The sequence below is a fragment of the Hafnia sp. CBA7124 genome, from assembly GCF_002355555.1.
In the GTDB taxonomy this organism is placed as follows: Bacteria; Pseudomonadota; Gammaproteobacteria; order Enterobacterales; family Enterobacteriaceae; genus Hafnia; species Hafnia alvei.
Genome location: NZ_AP017469.1, coordinates 4032517 through 4053779, shown reverse-complemented (window position 1 = coordinate 4053779; position 21263 = coordinate 4032517). Strand labels below are relative to the sequence as shown.

The 21263-nt window shown below is 50.2% G+C and carries 22 protein-coding genes; 7 read left to right on the top strand and 15 right to left on the bottom strand.

The window, feature by feature from the left end:
- Nucleotides 1-4: 4 nt before the first annotated feature.
- The 6 genes from CPY98_RS18365 to dusB all read right to left on the bottom strand — a co-directional run bounded on the left by CPY98_RS18365 (nt 5) and on the right by dusB (nt 4754).
- Nucleotides 5-883 carry an SMP-30/gluconolactonase/LRE family protein gene (locus CPY98_RS18365; RefSeq protein WP_043488927.1) on the bottom strand — a complete coding sequence of 293 codons (879 nt, stop codon included), beginning with the start codon at nt 881-883 and terminating at the stop codon, nt 5-7.
- On the bottom strand, nt 880-1530 hold the full coding sequence (locus CPY98_RS18360; protein ID WP_043488929.1) for a 2-dehydro-3-deoxy-6-phosphogalactonate aldolase: 651 nt from the start codon (nt 1528-1530) through the stop codon (nt 880-882). Before CPY98_RS18360 ends, CPY98_RS18365 begins: the two co-directional genes overlap by 4 nt.
- The gene (locus CPY98_RS18355) at nt 1527-2426 is read right to left on the bottom strand and encodes a 2-dehydro-3-deoxygalactonokinase (protein ID WP_096388577.1); all 900 of its coding nucleotides are present in this window, start codon (nt 2424-2426) and stop codon (nt 1527-1529) included. Before CPY98_RS18355 ends, CPY98_RS18360 begins: the two co-directional genes overlap by 4 nt.
- A 117-nt stretch (nt 2427-2543) precedes the next feature.
- Entirely contained in the window at nt 2544-3275 is a 732-nt protein-coding gene (locus CPY98_RS18350) for a FadR/GntR family transcriptional regulator (RefSeq protein WP_096388576.1), read from the bottom strand.
- Between the two features lie 196 nt (nt 3276-3471).
- Nucleotides 3472-3768: a DNA-binding transcriptional regulator Fis gene (gene fis, locus CPY98_RS18345; protein ID WP_004097144.1), complete on the bottom strand. Its 297-nt coding sequence runs from the start codon at nt 3766-3768 to the stop codon at nt 3472-3474.
- Nucleotides 3750-4754, bottom strand: a complete 1005-nt coding sequence (gene dusB, locus CPY98_RS18340) for a tRNA dihydrouridine synthase DusB (protein WP_043488967.1) — start codon at nt 4752-4754, stop codon at nt 3750-3752. Before dusB ends, fis begins: the two co-directional genes overlap by 19 nt.
- A gap of 310 nt (nt 4755-5064) precedes the next feature.
- On the opposite strand from dusB, the gene CPY98_RS18335 reads away from it, so the two are divergent.
- Entirely contained in the window at nt 5065-5544 is a 480-nt protein-coding gene (locus CPY98_RS18335; RefSeq protein ID WP_043488968.1) for an ASCH domain-containing protein, read from the top strand.
- Nucleotides 5545-5589: 45 nt separating this feature from the next.
- Here CPY98_RS18335 and prmA read toward each other — a convergent pair whose 3' ends face one another.
- The 9 genes from prmA to CPY98_RS18290 all read right to left on the bottom strand — a co-directional run bounded on the left by prmA (nt 5590) and on the right by CPY98_RS18290 (nt 13757).
- A complete protein-coding gene (gene prmA, locus CPY98_RS18330; RefSeq protein ID WP_096388575.1) occupies nt 5590-6471 on the bottom strand; it encodes a 50S ribosomal protein L11 methyltransferase in 882 nt (293 codons plus the stop codon).
- Between the two features lie 10 nt (nt 6472-6481).
- Nucleotides 6482-7939: a sodium/pantothenate symporter gene (gene panF / locus CPY98_RS18325; RefSeq protein ID WP_025798458.1), complete on the bottom strand. Its 1458-nt coding sequence runs from the start codon at nt 7937-7939 to the stop codon at nt 6482-6484.
- A complete protein-coding gene (locus tag CPY98_RS18320; protein WP_025798456.1) occupies nt 7929-8171 on the bottom strand; it encodes a YhdT family protein in 243 nt (80 codons plus the stop codon). The genes panF and CPY98_RS18320 overlap by 11 nt, the downstream gene beginning before the upstream one ends.
- Before the next feature lie 157 nt (nt 8172-8328).
- Nucleotides 8329-9678 (bottom strand): acetyl-CoA carboxylase biotin carboxylase subunit, encoded by a 1350-nt coding sequence (accC, locus tag CPY98_RS18315; RefSeq protein ID WP_025798454.1) that lies wholly within the window; start codon nt 9676-9678, stop codon nt 8329-8331.
- An 11-nt stretch (nt 9679-9689) separates the two neighbouring features.
- On the bottom strand, nt 9690-10151 hold the full coding sequence (gene accB, locus CPY98_RS18310) for an acetyl-CoA carboxylase biotin carboxyl carrier protein (protein ID WP_025798452.1): 462 nt from the start codon (nt 10149-10151) through the stop codon (nt 9690-9692).
- A 92-nt stretch (nt 10152-10243) separates the two neighbouring features.
- Nucleotides 10244-10696, bottom strand: coding sequence for a type II 3-dehydroquinate dehydratase (aroQ, locus tag CPY98_RS18305; RefSeq protein ID WP_040045623.1), 453 nt, complete (start codon nt 10694-10696; stop codon nt 10244-10246).
- 241 nt (nt 10697-10937) lie between these two features.
- Nucleotides 10938-11537, bottom strand: a complete 600-nt coding sequence (gene msrQ / locus CPY98_RS18300) for a protein-methionine-sulfoxide reductase heme-binding subunit MsrQ (protein ID WP_096388574.1) — start codon at nt 11535-11537, stop codon at nt 10938-10940.
- Between the two features lie 66 nt (nt 11538-11603).
- Nucleotides 11604-12605, bottom strand: coding sequence for a protein-methionine-sulfoxide reductase catalytic subunit MsrP (gene msrP, locus CPY98_RS18295; protein ID WP_096388573.1), 1002 nt, complete (start codon nt 12603-12605; stop codon nt 11604-11606).
- Between the two features lie 174 nt (nt 12606-12779).
- Nucleotides 12780-13757, bottom strand: a complete 978-nt coding sequence (locus tag CPY98_RS18290) for an MDR family oxidoreductase (protein ID WP_096388572.1) — start codon at nt 13755-13757, stop codon at nt 12780-12782.
- A 257-nt stretch (nt 13758-14014) separates the two neighbouring features.
- Here CPY98_RS18290 and csrD point away from each other — a divergent pair, with 257 nt between their 5' ends.
- The 6 genes from csrD (at nt 14015) to rng (ending at nt 21238) form a co-directional block, all read left to right on the top strand.
- Nucleotides 14015-15916: an RNase E specificity factor CsrD gene (gene csrD, locus CPY98_RS18285; protein ID WP_040045627.1), complete on the top strand. Its 1902-nt coding sequence runs from the start codon at nt 14015-14017 to the stop codon at nt 15914-15916.
- 457 nt (nt 15917-16373) lie between these two features.
- A complete protein-coding gene (gene mreB, locus CPY98_RS18280; RefSeq protein ID WP_012147106.1) occupies nt 16374-17417 on the top strand; it encodes a rod shape-determining protein MreB in 1044 nt (347 codons plus the stop codon).
- Nucleotides 17418-17576: 159 nt separating this feature from the next.
- Nucleotides 17577-18653 carry a rod shape-determining protein MreC gene (gene mreC / locus CPY98_RS18275; protein ID WP_096388571.1) on the top strand — a complete coding sequence of 359 codons (1077 nt, stop codon included), beginning with the start codon at nt 17577-17579 and terminating at the stop codon, nt 18651-18653.
- Nucleotides 18653-19141 (top strand): rod shape-determining protein MreD, encoded by a 489-nt coding sequence (gene mreD / locus CPY98_RS18270; protein ID WP_040045629.1) that lies wholly within the window; start codon nt 18653-18655, stop codon nt 19139-19141. Before mreC ends, mreD begins: the two co-directional genes overlap by 1 nt.
- 44 nt (nt 19142-19185) lie before the next feature.
- Entirely contained in the window at nt 19186-19779 is a 594-nt protein-coding gene (locus CPY98_RS18265) for a nucleoside triphosphate pyrophosphatase (RefSeq protein ID WP_096388570.1), read from the top strand.
- On the top strand, nt 19769-21238 hold the full coding sequence (gene rng, locus CPY98_RS18260; RefSeq protein ID WP_040045631.1) for a ribonuclease G: 1470 nt from the start codon (nt 19769-19771) through the stop codon (nt 21236-21238). The genes CPY98_RS18265 and rng overlap by 11 nt, the downstream gene beginning before the upstream one ends.
- The last annotated feature ends 25 nt before the right edge of the window (nt 21239-21263 follow it).

The window sequence follows — 21263 nt, the reverse complement described above, 5'->3', positions numbered from 1 at the left end:
TGTTTTAATGAGTATTTAGGGTGAACAGCGTGGCTCGCTGTCCGGTGTAGGAGGTTTGATAACGCAGAAGTGCGCCTTCGGTGTTTGAAGGCTCGACGAGCCCATCAGACGCTGAAGTGATATAGAGATCGTGTAAATCGGGCCCGCCGAAGGCAGCGCTTGTCGGTTGAGTGACGGGAAGTGAATGGGTTGCCAGCCATTCAGGTGCAGCATCGCCCAAGCGGTAGGCCGTGATACAGGCGCTTCCCCAACAGGCATTGAGCAATATTCCGTTATGCGTAAGCGCTGAACCGTCGGCCATCAATGAGGCGATCGGCCATTCATGGAGCGTGCTTTCGCTGATTCGCTGCGCATCACAGCGACAAAAACAATGGCGAAAAGTATCGGCAAACCAAGCGTGTTTGCCGTGCCAGACCAGCGTATTGGGAACATGCTGCCCGCTGAGCATTCTTTCTGCCTGGACGCTGCCGTAGGTAAAGCGATACCAACTGCCGATGGCTAACTGAGCAGTTTTGTCCATGGTGCTAAACCACAGCGAGCCATCTGGTGCAATGGCTGCTTCATTCGGGCGTGTTCGATGATCTTCAGGCCAACAACACAACAGGCGGTAGCTTTGCTGGCGATAGTCGTACAGCATCACGCCCTGCGTGGTGACCAGTAGGAATTGCTCTGGCTCAGTTGTGAGCAGCGCAGCGCTACAGAGAAAAGGTAATTCGTGGATCTCAATACGATCATCCCGCTGCGGCCAATAGCGCAGCAGGCGGTGCTGCAAAATATCCACCCAGATCAGCGACTGAGAGCGGAAACACCACACCGGAGATTCTCCGAGCATGGCGCGGTAATTGTCGACAATAGACGGATTTTGCAGCGCGTCGTGGTTCATTTTTTATCAGCCTGATGCCAAGCGTCGTGATAGGCCAGTGCTCGTTCACGTAGCGTGACGAGCGAAATACCTGGCTGATATAAGCCACCGCCTAAGCCAAAACCACGCGCACCTGATTGTCTGTAGCGGCGCATTTGCTCGGCGTCAGGATTAATACCGCCTACGGGAAGACAAACGGCTTCTGCGGGTAAAACGGCTCGCATCGCTTTGACGATGGTTGGCGTGATCAATTCAGCGGGGAAGAGTTTCAGCGCGTAGGCACCGGCACGCAGCGCAGTAAACGCTTCACTCGGCGTTGCGATGCCGGGCAGACTGGTAAGCCCTAACTCACAGGTGGCGCGGATTACAGAAGGATCCATATTTGGAGAAATAACCAGTTGTCCACCGGCGTCAGCGACCTGATGAACCTGATGCTCGGTTAGCACCGTTCCGGCACCCACGAACCCACGGTTACCGACGACCTTCGCCATAATCGCAATAGACTCGAATGGTTGAGGGCTATTGAGCGGCACTTCCAAATAGGTAAAACCGCATTCAAGCAGCGTTTCCGCCACGCCCTGCGCTTCTTTAGGCGTAACTCCACGCAAGATAGCGATTAGCGGCAATGAACACTGCTGCCAGCGAGATGCAAAGCTAAGGTAGTTCATGCGAATGCTCCGTCTAAGGATTGATAGATTTTGCTCATGCCGTGGATAAAGCAGCTATCGCCATCGACAGAGGTCAACGTGATGCCCAGCAGGCTGGCTGCGCGCGTATAGCGTTCAGAGAGTGCTGGTGAACCGACGATCCACGCTTGGGTTTCTGATAAAGCAGCCAGCTCTGAGCCAATGAGCAATCCAGATAGGTAGCTAGCAACCTGAGCCGCGCTGATTGCACCACTGAGCTTTAACGTGCGTGCAGAGAAGAGTGCGTTGCTGAGATAAGGGGCAGTTTGTGCATTCTGCACCCCAAGGGTGAAGGCGGGATTATCTTCACAAGGCTCCGGTAAATCTTTGCCTAGCAGTGAATGGTTCAGCATCACGGCGTAGATTTCGCCGGTCATAAAGGTGTTGAAATGCAAAATATGGTCGTGTTCAAGCGTGGCGTGTTTGCTGTGAGTGCCCGGCAGAATGACCAGATGGCGTTCCTGCGGGTATTGCGCTGCTAGCCCAATTAGCTGAATTTCTTCGCCACGCATGACATCTGGCAAACCGAAGGCGTTGACGCCACAGGCTCCGGCGATAATCCGACAAGGGCTTCCCCATGAGGTAACAACCTGTGCGGTTTGCTGAGCAAAACGTTGGCCACTGGCGGGCAATTCAACATAAGGCACTTCTTGCCAGCCTTGCTGTGAGCCGACCATTCCCGCCATGAGTAAAGGAAGGTTAGGGGACTGCGCCAACCAGGGGGCAATTAGAGGTAAAAGCGCAGCGTCAAACTGACGATCGGGCACGCTAAGCAGCCCGCAATGCGCGTTGACGGTATCAATGCATTGGTTATGGTTCATCAGGAACGCACGAAAATTCGAGGTTCCCCAATCGATTGCAATCCAGTGATTATTCATTCTTGACTCACAACAAATCAATTCTTGTATTACAAGAATGATGGCGAATAAATAACCTTAGATCTGTGAGGGAGATCGAAAGTTAGCTACACGCGTGGAAGAATGATGAAAAAAAACTTAGAAAAAGTGCCGATACTTTTCTGGGATTTCACGCCAAATATGCTTATGGGCCGCGCTCAATAAGATGTGGCGCATACATTGGCGCGCTGTATCAGCCTGTTTTAAACGAATTGCTTCAAATAGGTCGCGATGCTGCTGGACGGCGTCTTGGGTTAATTGGAGATCGTCTTCCAGCGTTTGCTTGAATGACAACAGCATGGCGGCAGAAAGCGCATTGCCCACGGAGGCGAGAAAGGGGTTATGGCAGGCGCGCAGCACCGCTGTATGAAAGGCCAAATCGCCGCGCTCAAACTGCTCTGCGGAGTTATTTTTTTGCCCTGCCTGCATGGTCGTCCAAGCATCTTCGATGGTGGCTAAATCATGGCCGTTGGCGTTAAGCGCTGCCATTGCCGCAACGTCGGGTTCGAATATAAGGCGCGTTAGCATCAGTTGCTCAACCAGTTCGGATTCAATGCCAACGTCTTCTAACCAAGAGAGAACTTCGGCATCCAGAAAGCTCCACTGCTCACGCGGCGTGACCGTACTGCGGCGCTTAGCCTGAATCAGTAACATTCCTTTAGCTCCCAATACCTGAAGCGCATTTCTTACCGACGTTCTTGATGCGTCGTACTGCTGCGCCAGTTCATGCTCGCCTGGGATCGCCATGCCTTCTGCTAGTTCGCCACGAATGATACGAATAGCCAGATCACGGGTGATGGATTCAGAAACAGAAGAGGTTGGTTTGCTCATGACTCTCTCGGTGGTCACAGTAAGAAGAAAACAGGGTTCAATTGAACAGAATAAGCATCACGCTCGCGCTATCTTAACATTGTTACTTCTGAGGGGATATTGGTGAGAAATGAACATATTAGAGATGAATAGATAGCAAAAAGGCGCTTTATCTTTCGATAAAAGCGCCTTTTTTCAATACGTTAACTGATTAGTATCAGTTCATGCCGTATTTTTTCAATTTCTTACGCAGAGTTCCGCGGTTAATTCCCATCATCAGCGCAGCGCGGGTTTGGTTACCGCGAGTGTACTGCATCACCATGTCTAACAGTGGCTGTTCTACTTCAGCCAGTACCAGCTCATACAGATCATTAACGTCCTGACCATTCAGTTGAGCAAAATAGCCTTTCAGGGCTTGTTTAACCGAGTCACGCAGTGGCTTTTGAGTCACCTGGTCCTGGGAGTTTACGGTAGAAACGGTCAGTACGTCAGAATTTACGCGTTGTTCGAACATAGTTCTGTCAGCTCTTTTTTTACGCTAAGATTTTCGAAATATGCCTCCAACGCCTCCAGCTGTTCGCTGGCATCCTCTATGGCGTTGAATGTGCGCCGAAACTGGTCACATGGGGCGTGTTCTTGGAGATACCAAGATACGTGCTTGCGGGCAATGCGAAATCCCTTACCAGAACCGTAAAAATGATGCAGTTCTTGTACATGCCCTAATAACAAGTGCTTAACTTCCTCCAACGGCATGGGCGGAAGCAGCTCCCCTGTGTCCAGATAATGCTGGATTTCCCGGAAGATCCAGGGTCTCCCCTGAGCGGCACGTCCTATCATCAGAGCGTCGGCTCCGGTGTAGTTGAGTACCTCTCTGGCTTTATGCGGGTCAGTTATGTCTCCATTCGCGATAATCGGGATGGAAACACTCTGCTTAACTGTCCGAATGCTGTCGTACTCCGCCTCGCCGTTGAATAAGCAAGCACGTGTTCGGCCATGAATAGTCAGGGCCTGAATTCCGCAGCGTTCAGCCAATTGGGCAATCTCAACACAGTTACGGTGTTCTGGGCTCCAGCCCGTGCGAATTTTTAGCGTTACCGGTACATCCACAGCGTTAACTACCGCGCTGAGGATTTTTTCAACCAAGTCGGGATACTGCAAAAGCGCAGAACCCGCGAGTTTGCGGTTCACTTTTTTCGCTGGGCAACCCATATTGATATCAATGATCTGCGCGCCGCTATCAGCGTTGATTTTGGCCGCAGCAGCCATGTCATCAGGGTCACACCCGGCAATTTGCACGGCTCGGATCCCAGGCTCGTCTAAATGCACCATACGCAGACGCGACTTATCTGTCTGCCACACTTCCGGATTGGAAGAGAGCATTTCAGAGACAGCCATCCCTGCACCCATTTCGTAGCAAAGCGTCCGAAAAGGGCGATCGGTTATGCCGGCCATAGGCGCAGCAATAAGGCAATTTTTAAGTTCAATGTGTCCAATGCGCATAGACAAAGACTGACCATACTGTGTCCGCAAGGGCGCGTATATTACGCATTTTTGCTTGGATATGAAAGGCCAAACTTTGAACAATCCTCTGTTGTAGATCAATGAAATCGCGGGCTGAGGGCTGGTGTTTGATTATTTTTGTTGTTTAACATATGGTTATATTGCGATGGTTAAAAAATGCTCTTTTATTTTTTACCTTTAGTATTCGTGGTTTTAACCTGTTTTTGGCAGCGTCAGTCAAACAAATTGCTGATTAAAGCAGCAATAATGACGCTATAAATGGGATGCATATCGCATTTTAGAGGATGATATGGACAGTGAAATCGCATTATTTTGGTCGAAAATAGTACAAGCACACCCAGATTTAGCGGGCCGTCCTTATCATGCTGAACAGTTTGGTTCGCCGGGTGAGTTAGCGCAGCAGCTTGCAGACCTTATCGTCAGCGGCGATAAATATGCTACCTGCGGTGCCTTGGTGGAGTATCAGCAACAGGGAAGCACCATTCCTCACGTGGGTTACCTGACGATTGTGCTAGATGGGCGTGAAAAGCCCGTGGCGGCGATAGAAACCACGCAGGTGTCTTTGCGCCGCTTTCGTGATGTAGACGCCGTATTCGCGGCGGCAGAGGGGGAAGGGGATAAGTCTTTGGCTTATTGGCGGCAGGCTCATCAGACATTTTTTGAAGAGTCCCTTGCGGCGATAGACAAAAACTTCACTGAGGATATGTGGCTGGTCTGTGAGTATTTCCGGTTATTGGGTATTGCTGAAACAAAAACAGCGCCAGAATAAGGCGCTGTTTTTAATGGTGGTTCGTTGTGAACGTGGGAATATCGCTTAGCGGCGAATACCGGTAATGCGGCACCACTCTTCGCGTTCTGCTACCGGATCGATAATAAATTTATCTTCGTAGGCTTCTGCAACGCTTGGCGCCTGCGTGGCCAATACGCCCGATAGACCCAAATGGCCGCCTGATTTTGGCAGATCGCTGATCAGCGGTGCGAGTTCACGTAGCGGGCCTGCGAGGATATTGGCGACAACCACATCGGCACTCAGATCGGTTGGCTGATCTTTTGGCAGATAAAGCTCTAAACGTTCAGAAACGCCGTTACGCTGGGCATTATCGCGGCTAGCTTGAATTGCCTGCGGATCGATATCGATCCCAATAGCGCGTGCTGCACCCAGTTTCAGCGCTGCGATCGCAAGAATGCCTGAGCCACAGCCGAAGTCGATCACAGTTTTGCCTTCCAGATCCAAGCCATCCAGCCATTGTAGGCAAAGGGCGGTGGTTGGATGCGTACCCGTACCAAACGCCAGACCCGGATCGAGCATAACGTTCACCGCAGTTGGATCGGGAACATCACGCCAGCTTGGGCAGATCCACAAACGACGACCAAACTGCATTGGGTGGAAGTTGTCCATCCACTCGCGCTCCCAGTCTTTGTCTTCGATCTGCTCGATTTTGTGGTGGAAGCCTTTGCCTAGTGCAGGATCGTTTTCCAGAATCGCGACAATCTCTTTCATGTCGGTTTCAGCATCGTACAGGCCGATCACGTCGGTATCGCCCCACAGCAGAGTTTCACCCGGCAGCGGCTCAAACACCGGATTGTCATGAGTATCTTGGAAGGTAACGGATACCGCGCCGCTTTCCATCAGCGCATCACTCAGTGATTCTGCCTGATTGCCGGTCGTATTGATTTTGATTTGAATCCAAGGCATCTCGAAGTCTCTATTTTGAATTTAATTCAGTGGCAGCGGACGTGGACGCACCACGTTCGCCAAAAAAGTTTCCGATCCAGAATGCCGCCAAGCTGATTAACAGTGACGGAATAATCGGATGTAAGCCGAATATATGCCAGTCGGCGGTGGCAAGAACGGTATAGCAAACGGCACCAGCAACCATTGAGCTAAGCGCCCCGTGTGCATTAGCGCGTTCCCAGTACAAACCCAGAACCAGTGGCCATAGGAATACCGCTTCAAGGCCGCCAAACGCCAACAGGTTCAGCCAGATGATCATCTCAGGTGGACGCCATGCGGCCAGCAGCAATAGCAGACCTAAAATCAGCGTAGACAGACTGGACATTCTTGCCAAACGCTTTTCATTTTTGAGCGCGTGAGGCTGCATTCCCAAGTACAGGTCTTTGACGATGGTCGCCGACGATTGTAACAGCTGAGCATTAATGGTGGACATGATCGCGGCCATCGGCGCAGCCAAGAAGATACCTGCGGCAAACGGCGGCAGAACTTTCACCATCAGCGTTGGAATAACCAGGTCAGGCACTTTGAGATCGGGTAGAACCGCACGCCCAAGCGCACCGGCTAAGTGCATGCCAAACATCAGAATGGCGACCACGATGGTGCCAATAATAATGGCACGATGTACCGCTTTGCTATCTTTGTATGAAATACAACGCACGGCGGTGTGTGGCAGGCCAATCACGCCAAAGCAAACTAATACCCAGAATGACGCCATAAACGGCGCGCTCAGAATATCGTCAGCCCCTTCCGGTGCAACAAGTTTAGGGTCGATATTTTTCAGGGTATCTACGGCAGCGTGCAAACCCCCAGCGGCGTGGATAACACCGGCCAGCAGAATAATGGTGCCGAGCAGCATCACGAGGCCCTGCATGGCATCGTTAAGCACGCTAGCACGGAAGCCGCCCACCGACGTATAGAGCGCAATACTGACGCCAAAAATTAGCAGACCGGTATCGTAAGGAATACCCGCAGCGGTTTCCAGCAGGCGTGCACCACCAATAAACTGCACGGTCATGGCACCGATGAAAGCGACCAGCAGACTCAGGCTCGCCACCCAAACTAATAAACGGCTTTTATAGCGCGCGTACAGCATGTCGTTAAGCGTAACGGCATTATATTTGCGTGCCAGAATAGCGAATTTCTTACCGAGAATGCCAAGCGACAGCCAAACGGCAGGCAGCTGTATCATTGCTAACAGTACCCATCCTAGCCCATATTTATAGGCTGCGCCGGGTCCACCGATAAACGAGCTGGCGCTAATATAGGTGGCGGTTAGCGTCATCGCGAGCACGAAGCCGCCCATTGAACGATCGCCAATGAAGTAATCGTTAAGGAAGTTGCCCTTTTGGCGGCGACGATAGGCATATACCGATAAACCAAATACCAATAATAGGTAGCCTACCAGCGGTAAAATGACATCAGTCTGCATCATTGTTCCCTAAAGGTATGTCTTTAAAAATCAGGCGAACCATCGCCCAGCACAGCAAAATAAACACCAGCGGCAACAGTAAACAGGCCATTTCAAACCAGTGTGGTAATCCTGTTATGCCCTGCAAGTTGTTTGGGATATATGCGGCAGCGATCCATAGCACCAAATAAGCAATGGTTAGCCACAAAGCCCAGCGTGCTTCACGGTTCGCCTGCGAAAAGCGTGCATCCATGGGGATCTCCCCTGTTTGAATAAGAAGTCAGAAGGTACGGGATTTTACGGCAACCCCACTTTTAATGCAGCGTTATCGTTTCTCTGGACGATTCGGCAGCTAAAAAGCAAAAAGGCCGGTTACCCGGCCTTTTTAGGGAGCTAAAACTCACGCGCAGTTATTTTTCCTGCAAACCGAGTTTTTTCTCCAGATAATGAATGTTAGTACCGCCGTGTTGGAAGTTCTCATCACTCATAATCTTCTGTTGCAGCTCAACGTTGGTTTTGATGCCGTCGATGATCAGTTCCGCCAACGCATTTTTCATGCGAGCGATAGCTACGTCACGGTTTTCACCGTAGCAGATAAGCTTACCAATCATGGAATCATAGTACGGAGGTACAGTGTAACCCGCGTAGATATGAGATTCCCAACGAACGCCAAAGCCGCCCGGCGCGTGGAAGCGCGTAATTTTACCCGGGCTTGGCAGGAAGGTATCAGGGTCTTCGGCGTTGATACGGCATTCTACCGCATGGCCACGAACCTGAACTTCGTGCTGTTTGATAGACAGAGGCTGTCCTGCAGCGATACGCAGCTGTTCTTTAATCAGATCGACGCCGGTGATCATTTCAGTCACTGGATGTTCAACCTGAATACGGGTGTTCATTTCGATGAAATAGAACTCGCCGTTTTCGAACAGGAACTCGAAAGTACCCGCACCGCGATAGTTGATGTCTACACAAGCTTTAGAACAACGTTCGCCGATGTAGCGACGCAGCTCAGGCGTGATGCCTGGCGCTGGTGCTTCTTCGACGACTTTCTGGTGACGACGCTGCATTGAGCAGTCACGTTCAGCCAGATAGATCGCGTTGCCTTGACCATCTGCCAGCACCTGAATTTCGATGTGGCGTGGGTTTTCCAGATACTTTTCCATGTAAACCATGTCGTTGTTGAAAGCCGCTTTGGCTTCCGCTTTCGTCATGATAATGGATTGTTCCAGATCTTTATCGCCGCGAACAACACGCATACCGCGTCCGCCGCCGCCGCCAGAGGCTTTGATAATCACTGGGTAACCGATGCGTTTGGCGATGGCTTTGTTCTTCACCATATCGTCGCCTAATGGGCCGTCAGAACCCGGTACGCAAGGGACACCTGCTTTTTTCATCGCGCTAATCGCAGAAACTTTATCACCCATCAGGCGGATAGTTTCAGCGCGTGGGCCGATAAAGATAAAGCCAGAACGCTCGATTTGCTCAGCAAAATCAGCGTTTTCAGACAGGAAGCCATAACCCGGATGGATCGCTACGGCGCCAGTAATTTCTGCCGCAGAGATAATCGCAGGGATATTTAAATAGCTTTTGACTGATTGTGCAGGGCCGATACAGACGGTTTCGTCTGCCAGCAGCACGTGTTTCAGATCGCGGTCAGCCGTGGAGTGAACTGCTACGGTTTTGATTCCCAGCTCTTTACAAGCGCGCAGGATACGCAGGGCAATTTCACCACGGTTGGCGATAACAATTTTATCTAGCATGACTCGCCTCGTTATTCGATGACGACCAGAGGCTCGTCAAATTCAACCGGTTGGCCGTTTTCCAGCAGGATGGCTTTCACCACACCGGATTTGTCGGCTTCAATCTGGTTCATCATTTTCATTGCTTCTACGATGCACAGTGGATCGCCAACATTCACTTTTTGGCCCACTTCAACAAACGCTTTCGCATCTGGGCTTGGAGTACGGTAGAAAGTACCGACCATCGGAGAACGTACAATGTGACCGCTAATCGCTGCCGGAGCGTCTGCTACAGGTGCTGCCGCAGGCGCTGCTGCTACTGGAGCTGCCGCTTGCGCAGGTGCTGCTGCATAGTAAGGCTGCATCATAGGCATGCTGCCTGCTGCTGGGGCACGACTAATGCGTACTGATTCTTCACCTTCAGAGATTTCCAGCTCAGAAATGCCAGATTCTTCAACCAGTTCGATCAGTTTTTTGATTTTACGAATATCCATGTGTGATTCCGTACTCTTTGTTGTTACGTAGAATATAGATGCTCATCTGTCTGAATCTGAACCCTGGGTTCGGATCGACCGAGATGACATCCTTAGTTAAATTTTTTCAGGCGGTTAACTGCCGCCTGCAGGGCGAATTCGTATCCATCTGCACCCAAGCCGCAGATAACGCCAACAGCGATATCAGACAGATAGGAGTGATGACGAAAAGGCTCGCGTGCGTGCACGTTCGACAGGTGGATCTCGATGAACGGGATTTGAACTGCCAACAGTGCATCGCGGAGTGCTACGCTGGTATGCGTAAATGCCGCAGGGTTGATCAGAATGAAGTCAGTGTTGCCTCGGGCAGCATGAATGCGATCGATAAGCTCAAATTCGGCATTAGACTGCAAATGACTGAGCGAAACATTCAGCGCATCGGCGGCCTGTTCTAAATGGCTGACAATTTCTGGCAACGTGGTGCTGCCATATTTGTCTGGCTCACGCGTTCCTAACAAATTTAGGTTAGGCCCGTTTAAAAGCAAAATGTTGAACTTATCTGCCATTGTGCTGCTATCTCCGGCAATCAGACGATCATCGTCAAAATAACCCTATGTCACCGACTTGTCACCTTTTCTGTGTCAATTTGTGGCACAGATCTGCGTATAAGGTCGGGCATTATAATGATTTCGTGGCAATTAGCAGCTAAATACTGGTCGAATCAGCGAAGATATTCAACTACGAACTTCGCTAGATAGAAACACGTTGAATGAATTTGAATAGAAAAATACTAATAAGTTCCAACCGTTACCGCCACCATTGGCGAATTTTCTGATAACGGAATGCTAACAATATAATTGCTCCAATCGCGTAAAAAATAGGCAATGGCGAGAGTGTTTTCACCGCCCACAGGTAGTGAATCGGCGCTAGGATGGCCACAATATAGACAAAATTATGTAATTTCTGCCAGCCAGAACCCATTTTTCGCATCGCCCACTGGGTGGATGTCACCGTTAAAGCAAATAAAATCAGCCAACTGATGATACCTAAGGTGAGATAAGGTCGCTTGACCAACTCACTGCCCAGCAGGGTGAAGTCTAACCCAAGTTCCAGAATTGTATAGCTGGCTAAGTGAATTGATGCCCAAACAAAACACCAAACTCCAAGCAAACGGCGGCAGCGAATTAGCAACGGTTGTTTTCCGTAGCGCGCCAGTGGGCTAATAAGAAGGGTGGCCAGCAGCAGTTTTAGCGCCATTCTGCCGGTGAAATGCTGAATATCTTTGGCGGGATCGGCGCTAAGCAGTCCCTGTGTGGTCGCAAATACTAACCAGAGCAGCGGCAGGCTTGCCGCTAGCCAGATCAGCACTTTGACTATCTTTATCTGTTTGAGCGTGAGTCTTTTCATGTTTGGGCTATTGACCTCGTACTCTAGACTTCTGATGGATGCTCTTGAGCACATCGGGTTAGATGGTTAGAAAAACTTCCTCAGATCCATGCCTTGATAGAGCGGTGCGACCTGTTCGGCATAACCATTAAAAAGCAGCGTTGGCTGACGTTTGACGTCCAAAATGCCACCAGAACCAATAAAACGTTCGCTGGCCTGCGACCAACGAGGATGATCGACATGTGGATTTACGTTGGCATAGAAACCATATTCGTCCGGTGCGCTGGCATTCCAGGTTGTCGGCGGCTCATCGTGAGTTAAGCGGATGCTGACAATCGACTTAATCCCTTTGAAGCCATATTTCCACGGTACCGTGAGACGCAAAGGGGCACCGTTTTGCGGCGGTAGCGCTTTGCCATAGACGCCCGTAGTGATCATGGTGAGTGGATGCATGGCCTCGTCTAAACGCAGACCTTCAATATAGGGATATTTAAGCCCTCCGCCGATAAAGCGATCTTTTTGCCCCGGCATGTTGTCAGGGTCATAAATAGTTTGAAACGCCACGTAGCGAGCTTTGCTGGTGGGTTCCGCCATTTTTAGCAGTTTTCCCAGCTCGAACCCTACCCACGGCACCACCATCGACCAAGCCTCAACGCAGCGCATGCGATAAATACGTTCTTCCAAGGCAAAGTGTTTATAGATGTCGTCCATATCGAGCGTGAGCGGTTTGGCGACTTCACCGTCGATGCGAATTTTCCAGCCTTCGGTTTTTAATGTTCCGGCATTGGCGGCAGGATCGGCTTTATCCAAGCCGAACTCATAATAGTTGTTATAGCCCGTCACCTTATCTTCCGGTGTGAGTGCGAGCTTTGCTTGATATTCTGCGGGTTTGGTAAATTCTAAAGGTTTGCCTGCTGGAGCCGCTGGGCGATCGTGACCCTTAAACCAAGAAAGAAGATCGGCCTGAGCAGCATGGGGAAGTGCTAAAGATGCAGCGGTAATGCCTAACGCTTTGAGTACGCTGCGGCGTTGCTGAAACACGCTCTCCGGCGTGACATCTGATTCAGTGAATCTTGGAAATTTAGCCATGATCGATGCCTCTTGTTTTTCTTAATTATCGTCGCTGTTGAAAAACATGATGGCAGGAATTACGCGTAATGGAGGAGTATCACGAAATTGTTATAAACTCGTCATACTTAGCGTGAAGGTTCCCTCTCCTTAGTGGGAGAGGGAAGTGTTTAGTGTGAACTATCAGGACGCAGCTTAGCGAACTTTCACTAAGGTGCGGCCCGTGACTTTGTTATCGATTAAGGCCGCTGCGGCTTCTGCGGCTTTTTCCAGCGCAACTTCTGTTGACGCGTCTTCATAGAAGCTTTCCGGCAGTAAATCAGCCAAACGCTCCCATGCTTGGGTGCGGCGTTCATGCGGTGTCATCACGGAATCAACGCCTTGCAAACGCACATTGCGTAAAATAAATGGCATCACTGTGGTGGGTAACTGATAGCCACCGGCTAACCCACAGGCGGCAACCGTGCTGTTGTAGTCCATCTGAGCCAAGACTTTCGCCAGCACTTTATCGCCAACGGTATCAATGGCACCTGCCCAAATTTGCTTTTCTAATGGACGGCTGTCGGCGGTGAACTCACTGCGTGGCAGAACTCGTTCTGCTCCTAGTGATTTTAGATATTCTTCATTGCTATCACGGCCGCTCACGGCAACAACGTGGTAGCCCAAGCGAGTCAGCAACGCAATGGCGGTACTTCCTACGCCGCCGCTGGCACCTGTAACCAGAATTTCACCGCTTTCTGGCGTCACGCCGCCATCTTCGAGAGCCATAACGCACAGCATGGCAGTAAAGCCCGCGGTGCCAATAATCATGGACTTACGTGCATCCAGCCCCTGAGGTAATGCAACCAGCCACTCACTGCTGACCCGAGCCTGCTCAGATAAACCGCCCCAATGATTTTCTCCCACGCCCCATCCTGTGAGGATCACGGATTGACCAATATGAAAACGCGGATCTTCGCTGTGATGGACGGTACCGGCAAAATCAATGCCGGGAACCATTGGGAAATTACGGATAATTTTGCCTTTACCGGTGATCGCCAAGGCGTCTTTATAGTTAAGGCTGGACCACTGGACATCAACGAGAACATCTCCTGCGGGGAGATCGTCAGTTTTCAGAGTCTGAATATTGGCAACGGTTTTGCCATCAATTTGTTCAAGCACTAAAGCTTTCATTCGGGAGCCCTCGTTGAGGTCATTAAATTGCCAAAAGATCGAGAAAATACCGCGAGACGCCTCATTCATTGACAAAAATCGTCTCGGATTAATTAGGAATTCGCTATGCTAATAGATTAATCAGTGTGTGAATAATTTCAAAAGTTGTCTTTGATATAGAGCAATGAAGCTCTTAGGATGTCGGTGTGCGCAATGGAAAGGCGCTTGGGAGCCAAATTTACGGCTAAGTTACATTATATAGGTGGGTACTGACAGGGATGCGTATCACAACCAAGTTGTTTGCGTTTATTACGGTCTTAGTGGCATTGGCGATGCTGCTGATGTTGCTGGGAAGTACATACAGTTTTTTCAATCAAAGCCATCATCGGGCTGAAAACCAGCTTAATGCCCTCGCAACGACTATTGATCAGCTGTTGTTGACCGAGCCGCGCAGCAATATCAAAAAATGGCTGCCGGTGGTTATGCGCTCATCTGGCGTAAATGAAATCATCGTCCACAATAATTCTCATCAGGTCTATCAGCTTAAATTACCGACCAGCTACAACGCGTGGGATACGCTAACCAACCAGCGCTATGTTGACGCGCCTTTAATGCATCATCCAGGCTATAGCCTAAAAATGGTGTATATCGATCCCACGGCGAGCTATACACGCTCGCTGGAAACCATGTTTCCCGTGACGGTTTCTATCGGTCTGATGATTTTGGTGCTGCTATTTAGCTATCGCTGGCTACGTGAACAAACGCTGGGGCTCGAAAAGCTAGAGCGGCGGGCGCGGAAAATCTTGGGTGGTGAGCGAGAAAATGCGGTTCGTGGCGACGTACATGAGTTTCCACCTAACGCGAGTAGCGCTATCGATCGTCTACTCTCCGATCTGGCCGATGCGCGCGAAGAGCGCGGGCGGGTCGATACCTTGATCCGCGCTTTTGCGGCGCAGGATTCTCGCACGGGCCTCAATAACCGTCTCTTTTTTGATAATCAACTGACGACGCAGTTAGAAGATGAAGGCGCGCACGGCGTTGTGATGGTGATCCGCGTGCCGGACTGGGAATCGATGGCGGGTCTGCCAGGTAAACGCGAGCGTGAAGAATACCGCTATTCGCTGGTGAATATGCTGTCGACGTCGGTCATGCGTTATCCATCTGGGTTATTAGCCCGCTATTTCCAAAACAATTTTGCCGTGTTGCTGCCTCATCGATCGTTAAAAGAAGCCGAAGGGTTTGCATCTCAGCTCATTAACTCGGTCAGCGCTATTCCTCCTGCCAACGGGATTGATAGCGAGGAAGTATTGCACATCGGGATTAGCCTTTACCATTATGGGCAAAGTACCGAGCAGGTGATGGATCAGGCCGAACAGGCAGCGCGCAACGCGGTGCTACAGGGCAGTAACGGCTGGTTTATTGATAGTAACCCCGTGCCGGAAGTGGTACGCGGTAGTGTGAAATGGCGCACGCTATTAGAACAAACGCTTGCACGAGGCGGCCCAACGCTGTTGCAAAAAGAAGCGGTCAGCGTGAGTGGAGAAGTGCATCATCACGATATTCTTCCTTATATTTACGATGGGGGGCAGGCGCTACCAAGCGCGGAATATTATCCGCTCGTTCAACAGCTTGGCATGGCTGAAAGCTATGACCGACAGATGCTGCTTCAGATTATTCCTTTATTACGTCATTTTTCTGCTGAGAAACTAGCCTTTCCGGTTAGTATTGACTCATTATTGCAGCGCAGTTTCCAACGGTGGCTGCGTGACACGCTGCTTCAGAGTGAAAAATCGCTTCGCCAGCGTATTTTATTTGAACTGTCTGAGGCGGATGTGAGCCAGCATATTGACCGTTTGCGCCCTGTTGTGCGCTTGCTGCAAGGTTTGGGCTGCCACATTGTTATCTCTCAAGCAGGGCTCAAAGTGGTTAGCACTTCTTATATCAAGCAATTACAGGTGACGTTGGTAAAACTTCATCCTGGCTTGGTTCGTAATATCCATAAGCGGGTAGAAAATCAGCTGTTTGTTCAGAGCTTGACGGGCGCGTGTGAAGGCACGTCGGCACAGGTTTTTGCCGCAGGCGTACGAACTAAAGAAGAATGGCAGGTACTAAAAGACAAAGGGATCGCCGGTGGCCAAGGAGATTTTTTTGCAAAACCAAGGCCTGTTAGTCGTGTGTAAAAAAAATATTCACATCGACAATAAATTGGCCTTTTTGTCGCGTGAAATTCACGTAGAATAGCGCGCGACCAAGTCATTCATAGTTGGTAGGTGCTAACGTTAGTGACCACCTGCCGATTGATACAAAAGACCGTCCGCAGTATTCGACGCATTAATGTATCGAAACTGTTCAGCAATAGGTTGTCTATTGGTCAAATATTGTCTGTCGGTCAGTTTCAAAGCTCATGTGTGCTGTGTTTTACCGTTCAACGAATTACCGGCGTGGTGTTTCTGTGGCCGCTGAAGGTGAGATTGTGCTGTTATTTCTCTGACCTGTAGGCCTAATTCATTGAATCTCAAACATGGTGTAAATTTTCACCGAAGTAGGACGTTTTTGCGCCTTGTCGCTGCTTCGCGTGGTTGGTAAAGTAGGCGGATTTTATTTTTCGCCCCCAGCTTTCAGGATTATCCTTCAGTTATGTTTAAGAAATTTCGTGGCATGTTTTCAAATGACTTGTCCATCGACTTGGGTACAGCCAATACCCTGATTTATGTGAAAGGACAAGGCATTGTATTGAACGAACCGTCCGTAGTGGCGATTCGTCAGGACCGCGCAGGCTCCCCGAAAAGTGTAGCCGCGGTAGGGCATGAAGCTAAGCAAATGCTGGGCCGTACGCCAGGTAATATTGCCGCGATTCGTCCAATGAAAGACGGCGTTATTGCCGATTTCTTCGTGACTGAAAAGATGCTTCAGCACTTTATCAAACAGGTGCATAGCAACAGCTTTATGCGTCCAAGCCCGCGTGTCTTGGTGTGTGTGCCAGTAGGTGCAACGCAGGTTGAACGTCGTGCAATCCGTGAGTCTGCGCAGGGCGCAGGTGCTCGTGAGGTCTTCTTGATTGAAGAACCAATGGCAGCAGCCATTGGCGCAGGTTTGCCTGTTTCTGAAGCTACCGGCTCAATGGTGGTGGATATCGGTGGTGGTACCACTGAAGTTGCCGTTATCTCCCTTAATGGCGTGGTTTACTCTTCTTCTGTACGTATCGGTGGTGACCGCTTCGATGAAGCTATCATTAATTATGTGCGTCGTAACTATGGCTCACTGATTGGTGAAGCAACCGCCGAACGCATCAAACACGGCATCGGTTCTGCTTACCCTGGTGATGAAGTTCACGAAATCGAAGTTCGTGGCCGTAACCTGGCAGAAGGTGTTCCTCGTGGCTTCACGCTGAATTCCAACGAAATTCTGGAAGCTCTGCAAGAGCCTCTGACCGGTATCGTAAGCGCGGTGATGGTTGCTCTGGAACAGTGTCCACCAGAATTGGCTTCTGATATTTCCGAGCGCGGTATGGTTCTGACCGGCGGCGGCGCACTGCTGCGCAATTTAGACCGTTTGCTGATGGAAGAAACCGGTATTCCAGTTGTTGTTGCCGAAGACCCGCTGACCTGTGTGGCGCGTGGTGGTGGTAAAGCGTTGGAAATGATCGATATGCATGGCGGTGATTTGTTCAGCGAAGAATAATCGGCCAGTAGGTAGGAGCTTGGCTCCTGCTTGCCGGTGATGCCACGTGTTTGCCACCGGATTGGGAATTCCCAAGCCGGTGGTTGTGCATCGTGGAATCGCTAAAACCGCTCGGGAAACGCTTGCCTGTTTCCCTGCTGTCGAGGATAACGCAATTTTATGAAGCCCATATTTAGCAGAGGCCCTTCTCTGCAACTCCGACTTTTTCTGGCGGTGGTTGTTGCTATTGGATTAGTGATTGCAGATAGCCGTTTTGGTACTTTTCTGCAGATTCGTAGCTATCTTGATACCGCCGTTAGTCCTTTTTATTATCTGTCAAATGGACCTCGTCAGATTCTGGACAACGTTTCAAGTACGTTGGCCACCCGCGAACAATTGGAACTGGAAAACAGGGCATTACGCCAAGAACTCCTATTAAAAAATAGCGATACCCTGTTACTCGGTCAGTTCAAACAAGAGAATGCCCGTCTGCGTGAGCTGCTGGGATCGCCGTTGCGTCAGGATGAGCACAAAATGGTGACGCAGGTCATCTCCACATTGCCCGATCCCTATAGCGATCAGGTGGTGATAGATAAAGGTAGCAACAGCGGCGTTTATTTTGGTCAGCCTATCATCAGTGATAAAGGCGTAGTCGGTCAGGTTGTTGCCGTCGGCAAAATGTCTAGCCGAGTGCTGCTGATCTGTAATGCTTCACATGCTTTGCCTATTCAGGTATTGCGCAATGACATTCGCGTGTTAGCCGCGGGTAACGGTTGTACTGACGATCTCCAGCTTGAGCATCTTCCTGCCAATACCGATATTCGCGTCGGTGATGTCTTGGTGACATCCGGCTTGGGTGGACGTTTCCCTGAAGGCTATCCGGTTGCCGTGGTTTCTTCGGTTAAAGTGGATAACCAACGTGCGTATACCGTGATCAAAGCGCGTCCAACGGCGGGGCTACAGCGCTTGCGCTATCTGCTGCTGCTGTGGGGTGCCGATCGCAATGGCACCATGCCGCTGCCGCCAGATGAAGTACATCGTGTTGCCAATGAACGTTTGATGCAGATGATGCCGCAGGTGTTACCGACGCCGTCAGAAATGGGGCCCCAACAACCCGCGCCAGCTGCAGGTATTACCCCGCCGGGAACGACTCCCGTTGCGCCAGTAACGCCTACTAATAACGCTACCAGCTCAGCCACTCCTGCGGTTTCGCCTTCAGCCACAACGCTTCCTGCTCGTGCGCAAGGAGGTCGTTAATGTCGGGATATCGTAGCCAAGGACGGTGGATTATTTGGTTGTTCTTTCTGCTGGCCTTCGTATTGCAAATAATGCCGTGGCCGGACGAATTGATGATGTTTCGGCCGAATTGGTTAGCCTTGTTTCTGATTTACTGGGTGATGGCGTTGCCGCATCGGGTTAACGTTGGCACGGGTTTTGTTCTGGGCCTGATCTGGGATCTCATTTTAGGCTCCACGCTCGGCGTTCGCGCGTTAGCGTTTAGCCTGTTGGCATATCTGGTCGCATTCAAATTCCAACTATTCCGCAATATGGCACTCTGGCAGCAGGCTCTGATGGTGGTATTACTCACGGCTGCCATGGACGTTGTTGTTTTCTGGGGTGAATTTGTTGTGGCAAATGCCTCTTTCCGTCCAGAGGTATTCTGGAGTAGTGTGGTTAACGGCGTGCTGTGGCCGTGGCTATTCTTGCTGATGCGCAAAGTTCGTCGTCGTTTTGCGGTGCAATAATTTACCTTAGGGTAAAGCTCATTTATTTATAACGAGAATTATCAATGGACTCTATCTATCTGGGATCTGGATCGCCGCGCCGTCGCGAATTATTAGCGTTAATGGATATTCCATTCGAGCGCTTGATTATTGATGTGGAAGAACAGCGCCAGCCAGAAGAAACGCCATTGGAATACGTTTGCCGTTTGGCTCAGGATAAAGCGCGTGCGGGTGTGCTCGCCGCGACAGAAGACAAACCGGTGCTGGGTGCTGACACGATTGTTGTGCTAGATGGCTTAGTGCTAGAAAAACCTAAAAATGAGACTTATGCGGCACAGATGTTGCGCCAACTATCAGGGCAAACTCATCAGGTGATTACCGCGGTTTCATTGGCAGATAGACAGCATCAGTTATATTGTCATGTGGTAACCGACGTGACATTTCGATCTCTCAGCGAACAAGATATTCACGACTATATCGCCAGCGGCGAACCCATGGATAAAGCGGGTGCATACGGGATACAAGGAAAAGGTGGCTGCTTCGTCAGATCTATTACCGGTAGTTATCATGCCGTAATGGGACTACCGTTAGTAGAAACACAAGAGCTACTTAAACAGTTTATGGCGTTACGGGACGTGAGGAGAGACCATGACAGCTGAATTGCTAGTTAACGTTACACCTTCAGAAACACGGGTCGCCTACATTGACGGGGGGATCCTGCAAGAAATCCATATTGAGCGTGAATCTAAGCGTGGCATTGTGGGTAATATTTACAAAGGGCGCGTCAGCCGTGTACTTCCCGGCATGCAGGCGGCTTTTGTCGACATTGGATTAGATAAAGCGGCATTTCTACATGCCTCGGACATTATGCCGCACACCGAATGCGTGGCGGGTGATGAGCAAAAAAACTTCCACGTACGTGATATCGCTGAGCTGGTTCGTCAGGGACAAGACCTGATGGTTCAGGTTGTCAAAGATCCCCTTGGAACAAAAGGCGCACGCCTAACCACGGATATTACGCTGCCTTCTCGTTATCTGGTCTTTATGCCGGGAGCGAGCCACGTTGGCGTTTCTCAGCGTATTGAAGGCGAAGCGGAGCGCAATCGTCTGAAGTCTATCGTTTCTGAATACTGTGATGAGCAGGGCGGATTTATTATCCGCACAGCGGCGGAAGGTATTGATGACGAAGAATTGGCACAAGATGCCGCATTTTTAAAACGTTTGTGGACCAAAGTAATGGAACGCAAGCGTCGTAATAAAACCAAATGTAAGCTGTATGGCGAATTAGCCTTAGCGCACCGCGTATTGCGTGATTTTGCGGGTGCCGCGTTAGATCGCATCCGCGTTGATTCGCGCCTGAATTTTGATTCATTGACCGAATTCACCCGTGAGTACATTCCGGAGATGACGTCTAAGCTTGAGCTATATACTGGCAAGCAGCCCATTTTCGACCTCTATGACGTTGAGAACGAGATCCAGAGGTCGCTCGATCGCCGTGTTGAGCTAAAATCGGGTGGCTATCTGATTATCGATCAAACGGAAGCCATGACGACGGTGGATATTAATACTGGTGCGTTTGTGGGCCATCGTAATCTGGATGAAACCATTTTCAACACCAACGTTGAGGCGACTCAGGCGATTGCTCGTCAGCTACGGCTGCGCAATTTAGGCGGTATTATCATCATTGATTTCATTGATATGAGCAGTGAAGATCACCGTCGCCGCGTGCTGCATTCGTTGGAGCAGGCGCTTAGCAAAGATCGTGCGAAAACCAGCATAAACGGTTTTTCCCAGCTAGGATTAGTGGAAATGACGCGCAAAAGAACGCGCGAAAGCATTGAACATGTGCTGTGCAGCGATTGTCCAACCTGTCGCGGGCGTGGAACGGTGAAAACCGTCGAAACCGTATGCTACGAGATTTTGCGTGAGATCGTTCGTGTACACCATGCTTATGACAGCGATCGGTTCTTGGTTTACGCGTCACCTGCCGTTGGCGAAGCGCTGAAAAGCGAAGAATCTCATTCTTTGGCTGAGGTGGAGATTTTTGTGGGTAAACAGGTCAAAGTACAGATTGAGCCGCTTTACAACCAAGAGCAATTCGACGTGGTTATGATGTGATTTGAACGCTCAGCTTACGATTATG

What these genes read in the sequence shown, in the direction of transcription:
- CPY98_RS18365 (WP_043488927.1), bottom strand. Translation starts at nt 883, where the DNA reads ATGAACCACGACGCGCTGCAAAATCCGTCTATTGTCGACAATTACCGC.
- CPY98_RS18360 (WP_043488929.1), bottom strand. Translation starts at nt 1,530, where the DNA reads ATGAACTACCTTAGCTTTGCATCTCGCTGGCAGCAGTGTTCATTGCCG.
- CPY98_RS18355 (WP_096388577.1), bottom strand. Translation starts at nt 2,426, where the DNA reads ATGAATAATCACTGGATTGCAATCGATTGGGGAACCTCGAATTTTCGT.
- CPY98_RS18350 (WP_096388576.1), bottom strand. Translation starts at nt 3,275, where the DNA reads ATGAGCAAACCAACCTCTTCTGTTTCTGAATCCATCACCCGTGATCTG.
- fis (WP_004097144.1), bottom strand. Translation starts at nt 3,768, where the DNA reads ATGTTCGAACAACGCGTAAATTCTGACGTACTGACCGTTTCTACCGTA.
- dusB (WP_043488967.1), bottom strand. Translation starts at nt 4,754, where the DNA reads ATGCGCATTGGACACATTGAACTTAAAAATTGCCTTATTGCTGCGCCT.
- CPY98_RS18335 (WP_043488968.1), top strand. Translation starts at nt 5,065, where the DNA reads ATGGACAGTGAAATCGCATTATTTTGGTCGAAAATAGTACAAGCACAC.
- prmA (WP_096388575.1), bottom strand. Translation starts at nt 6,471, where the DNA reads ATGCCTTGGATTCAAATCAAAATCAATACGACCGGCAATCAGGCAGAA.
- panF (WP_025798458.1), bottom strand. Translation starts at nt 7,939, where the DNA reads ATGCAGACTGATGTCATTTTACCGCTGGTAGGCTACCTATTATTGGTA.
- CPY98_RS18320 (WP_025798456.1), bottom strand. Translation starts at nt 8,171, where the DNA reads ATGGATGCACGCTTTTCGCAGGCGAACCGTGAAGCACGCTGGGCTTTG.
- accC (WP_025798454.1), bottom strand. Translation starts at nt 9,678, where the DNA reads ATGCTAGATAAAATTGTTATCGCCAACCGTGGTGAAATTGCCCTGCGT.
- accB (WP_025798452.1), bottom strand. Translation starts at nt 10,151, where the DNA reads ATGGATATTCGTAAAATCAAAAAACTGATCGAACTGGTTGAAGAATCT.
- aroQ (WP_040045623.1), bottom strand. Translation starts at nt 10,696, where the DNA reads ATGGCAGATAAGTTCAACATTTTGCTTTTAAACGGGCCTAACCTAAAT.
- msrQ (WP_096388574.1), bottom strand. Translation starts at nt 11,537, where the DNA reads ATGAAAAGACTCACGCTCAAACAGATAAAGATAGTCAAAGTGCTGATC.
- msrP (WP_096388573.1), bottom strand. Translation starts at nt 12,605, where the DNA reads ATGGCTAAATTTCCAAGATTCACTGAATCAGATGTCACGCCGGAGAGC.
- CPY98_RS18290 (WP_096388572.1), bottom strand. Translation starts at nt 13,757, where the DNA reads ATGAAAGCTTTAGTGCTTGAACAAATTGATGGCAAAACCGTTGCCAAT.
- csrD (WP_040045627.1), top strand. Translation starts at nt 14,015, where the DNA reads ATGCGTATCACAACCAAGTTGTTTGCGTTTATTACGGTCTTAGTGGCA.
- mreB (WP_012147106.1), top strand. Translation starts at nt 16,374, where the DNA reads ATGTTTAAGAAATTTCGTGGCATGTTTTCAAATGACTTGTCCATCGAC.
- mreC (WP_096388571.1), top strand. Translation starts at nt 17,577, where the DNA reads ATGAAGCCCATATTTAGCAGAGGCCCTTCTCTGCAACTCCGACTTTTT.
- mreD (WP_040045629.1), top strand. Translation starts at nt 18,653, where the DNA reads ATGTCGGGATATCGTAGCCAAGGACGGTGGATTATTTGGTTGTTCTTT.
- CPY98_RS18265 (WP_096388570.1), top strand. Translation starts at nt 19,186, where the DNA reads ATGGACTCTATCTATCTGGGATCTGGATCGCCGCGCCGTCGCGAATTA.
- rng (WP_040045631.1), top strand. Translation starts at nt 19,769, where the DNA reads ATGACAGCTGAATTGCTAGTTAACGTTACACCTTCAGAAACACGGGTC.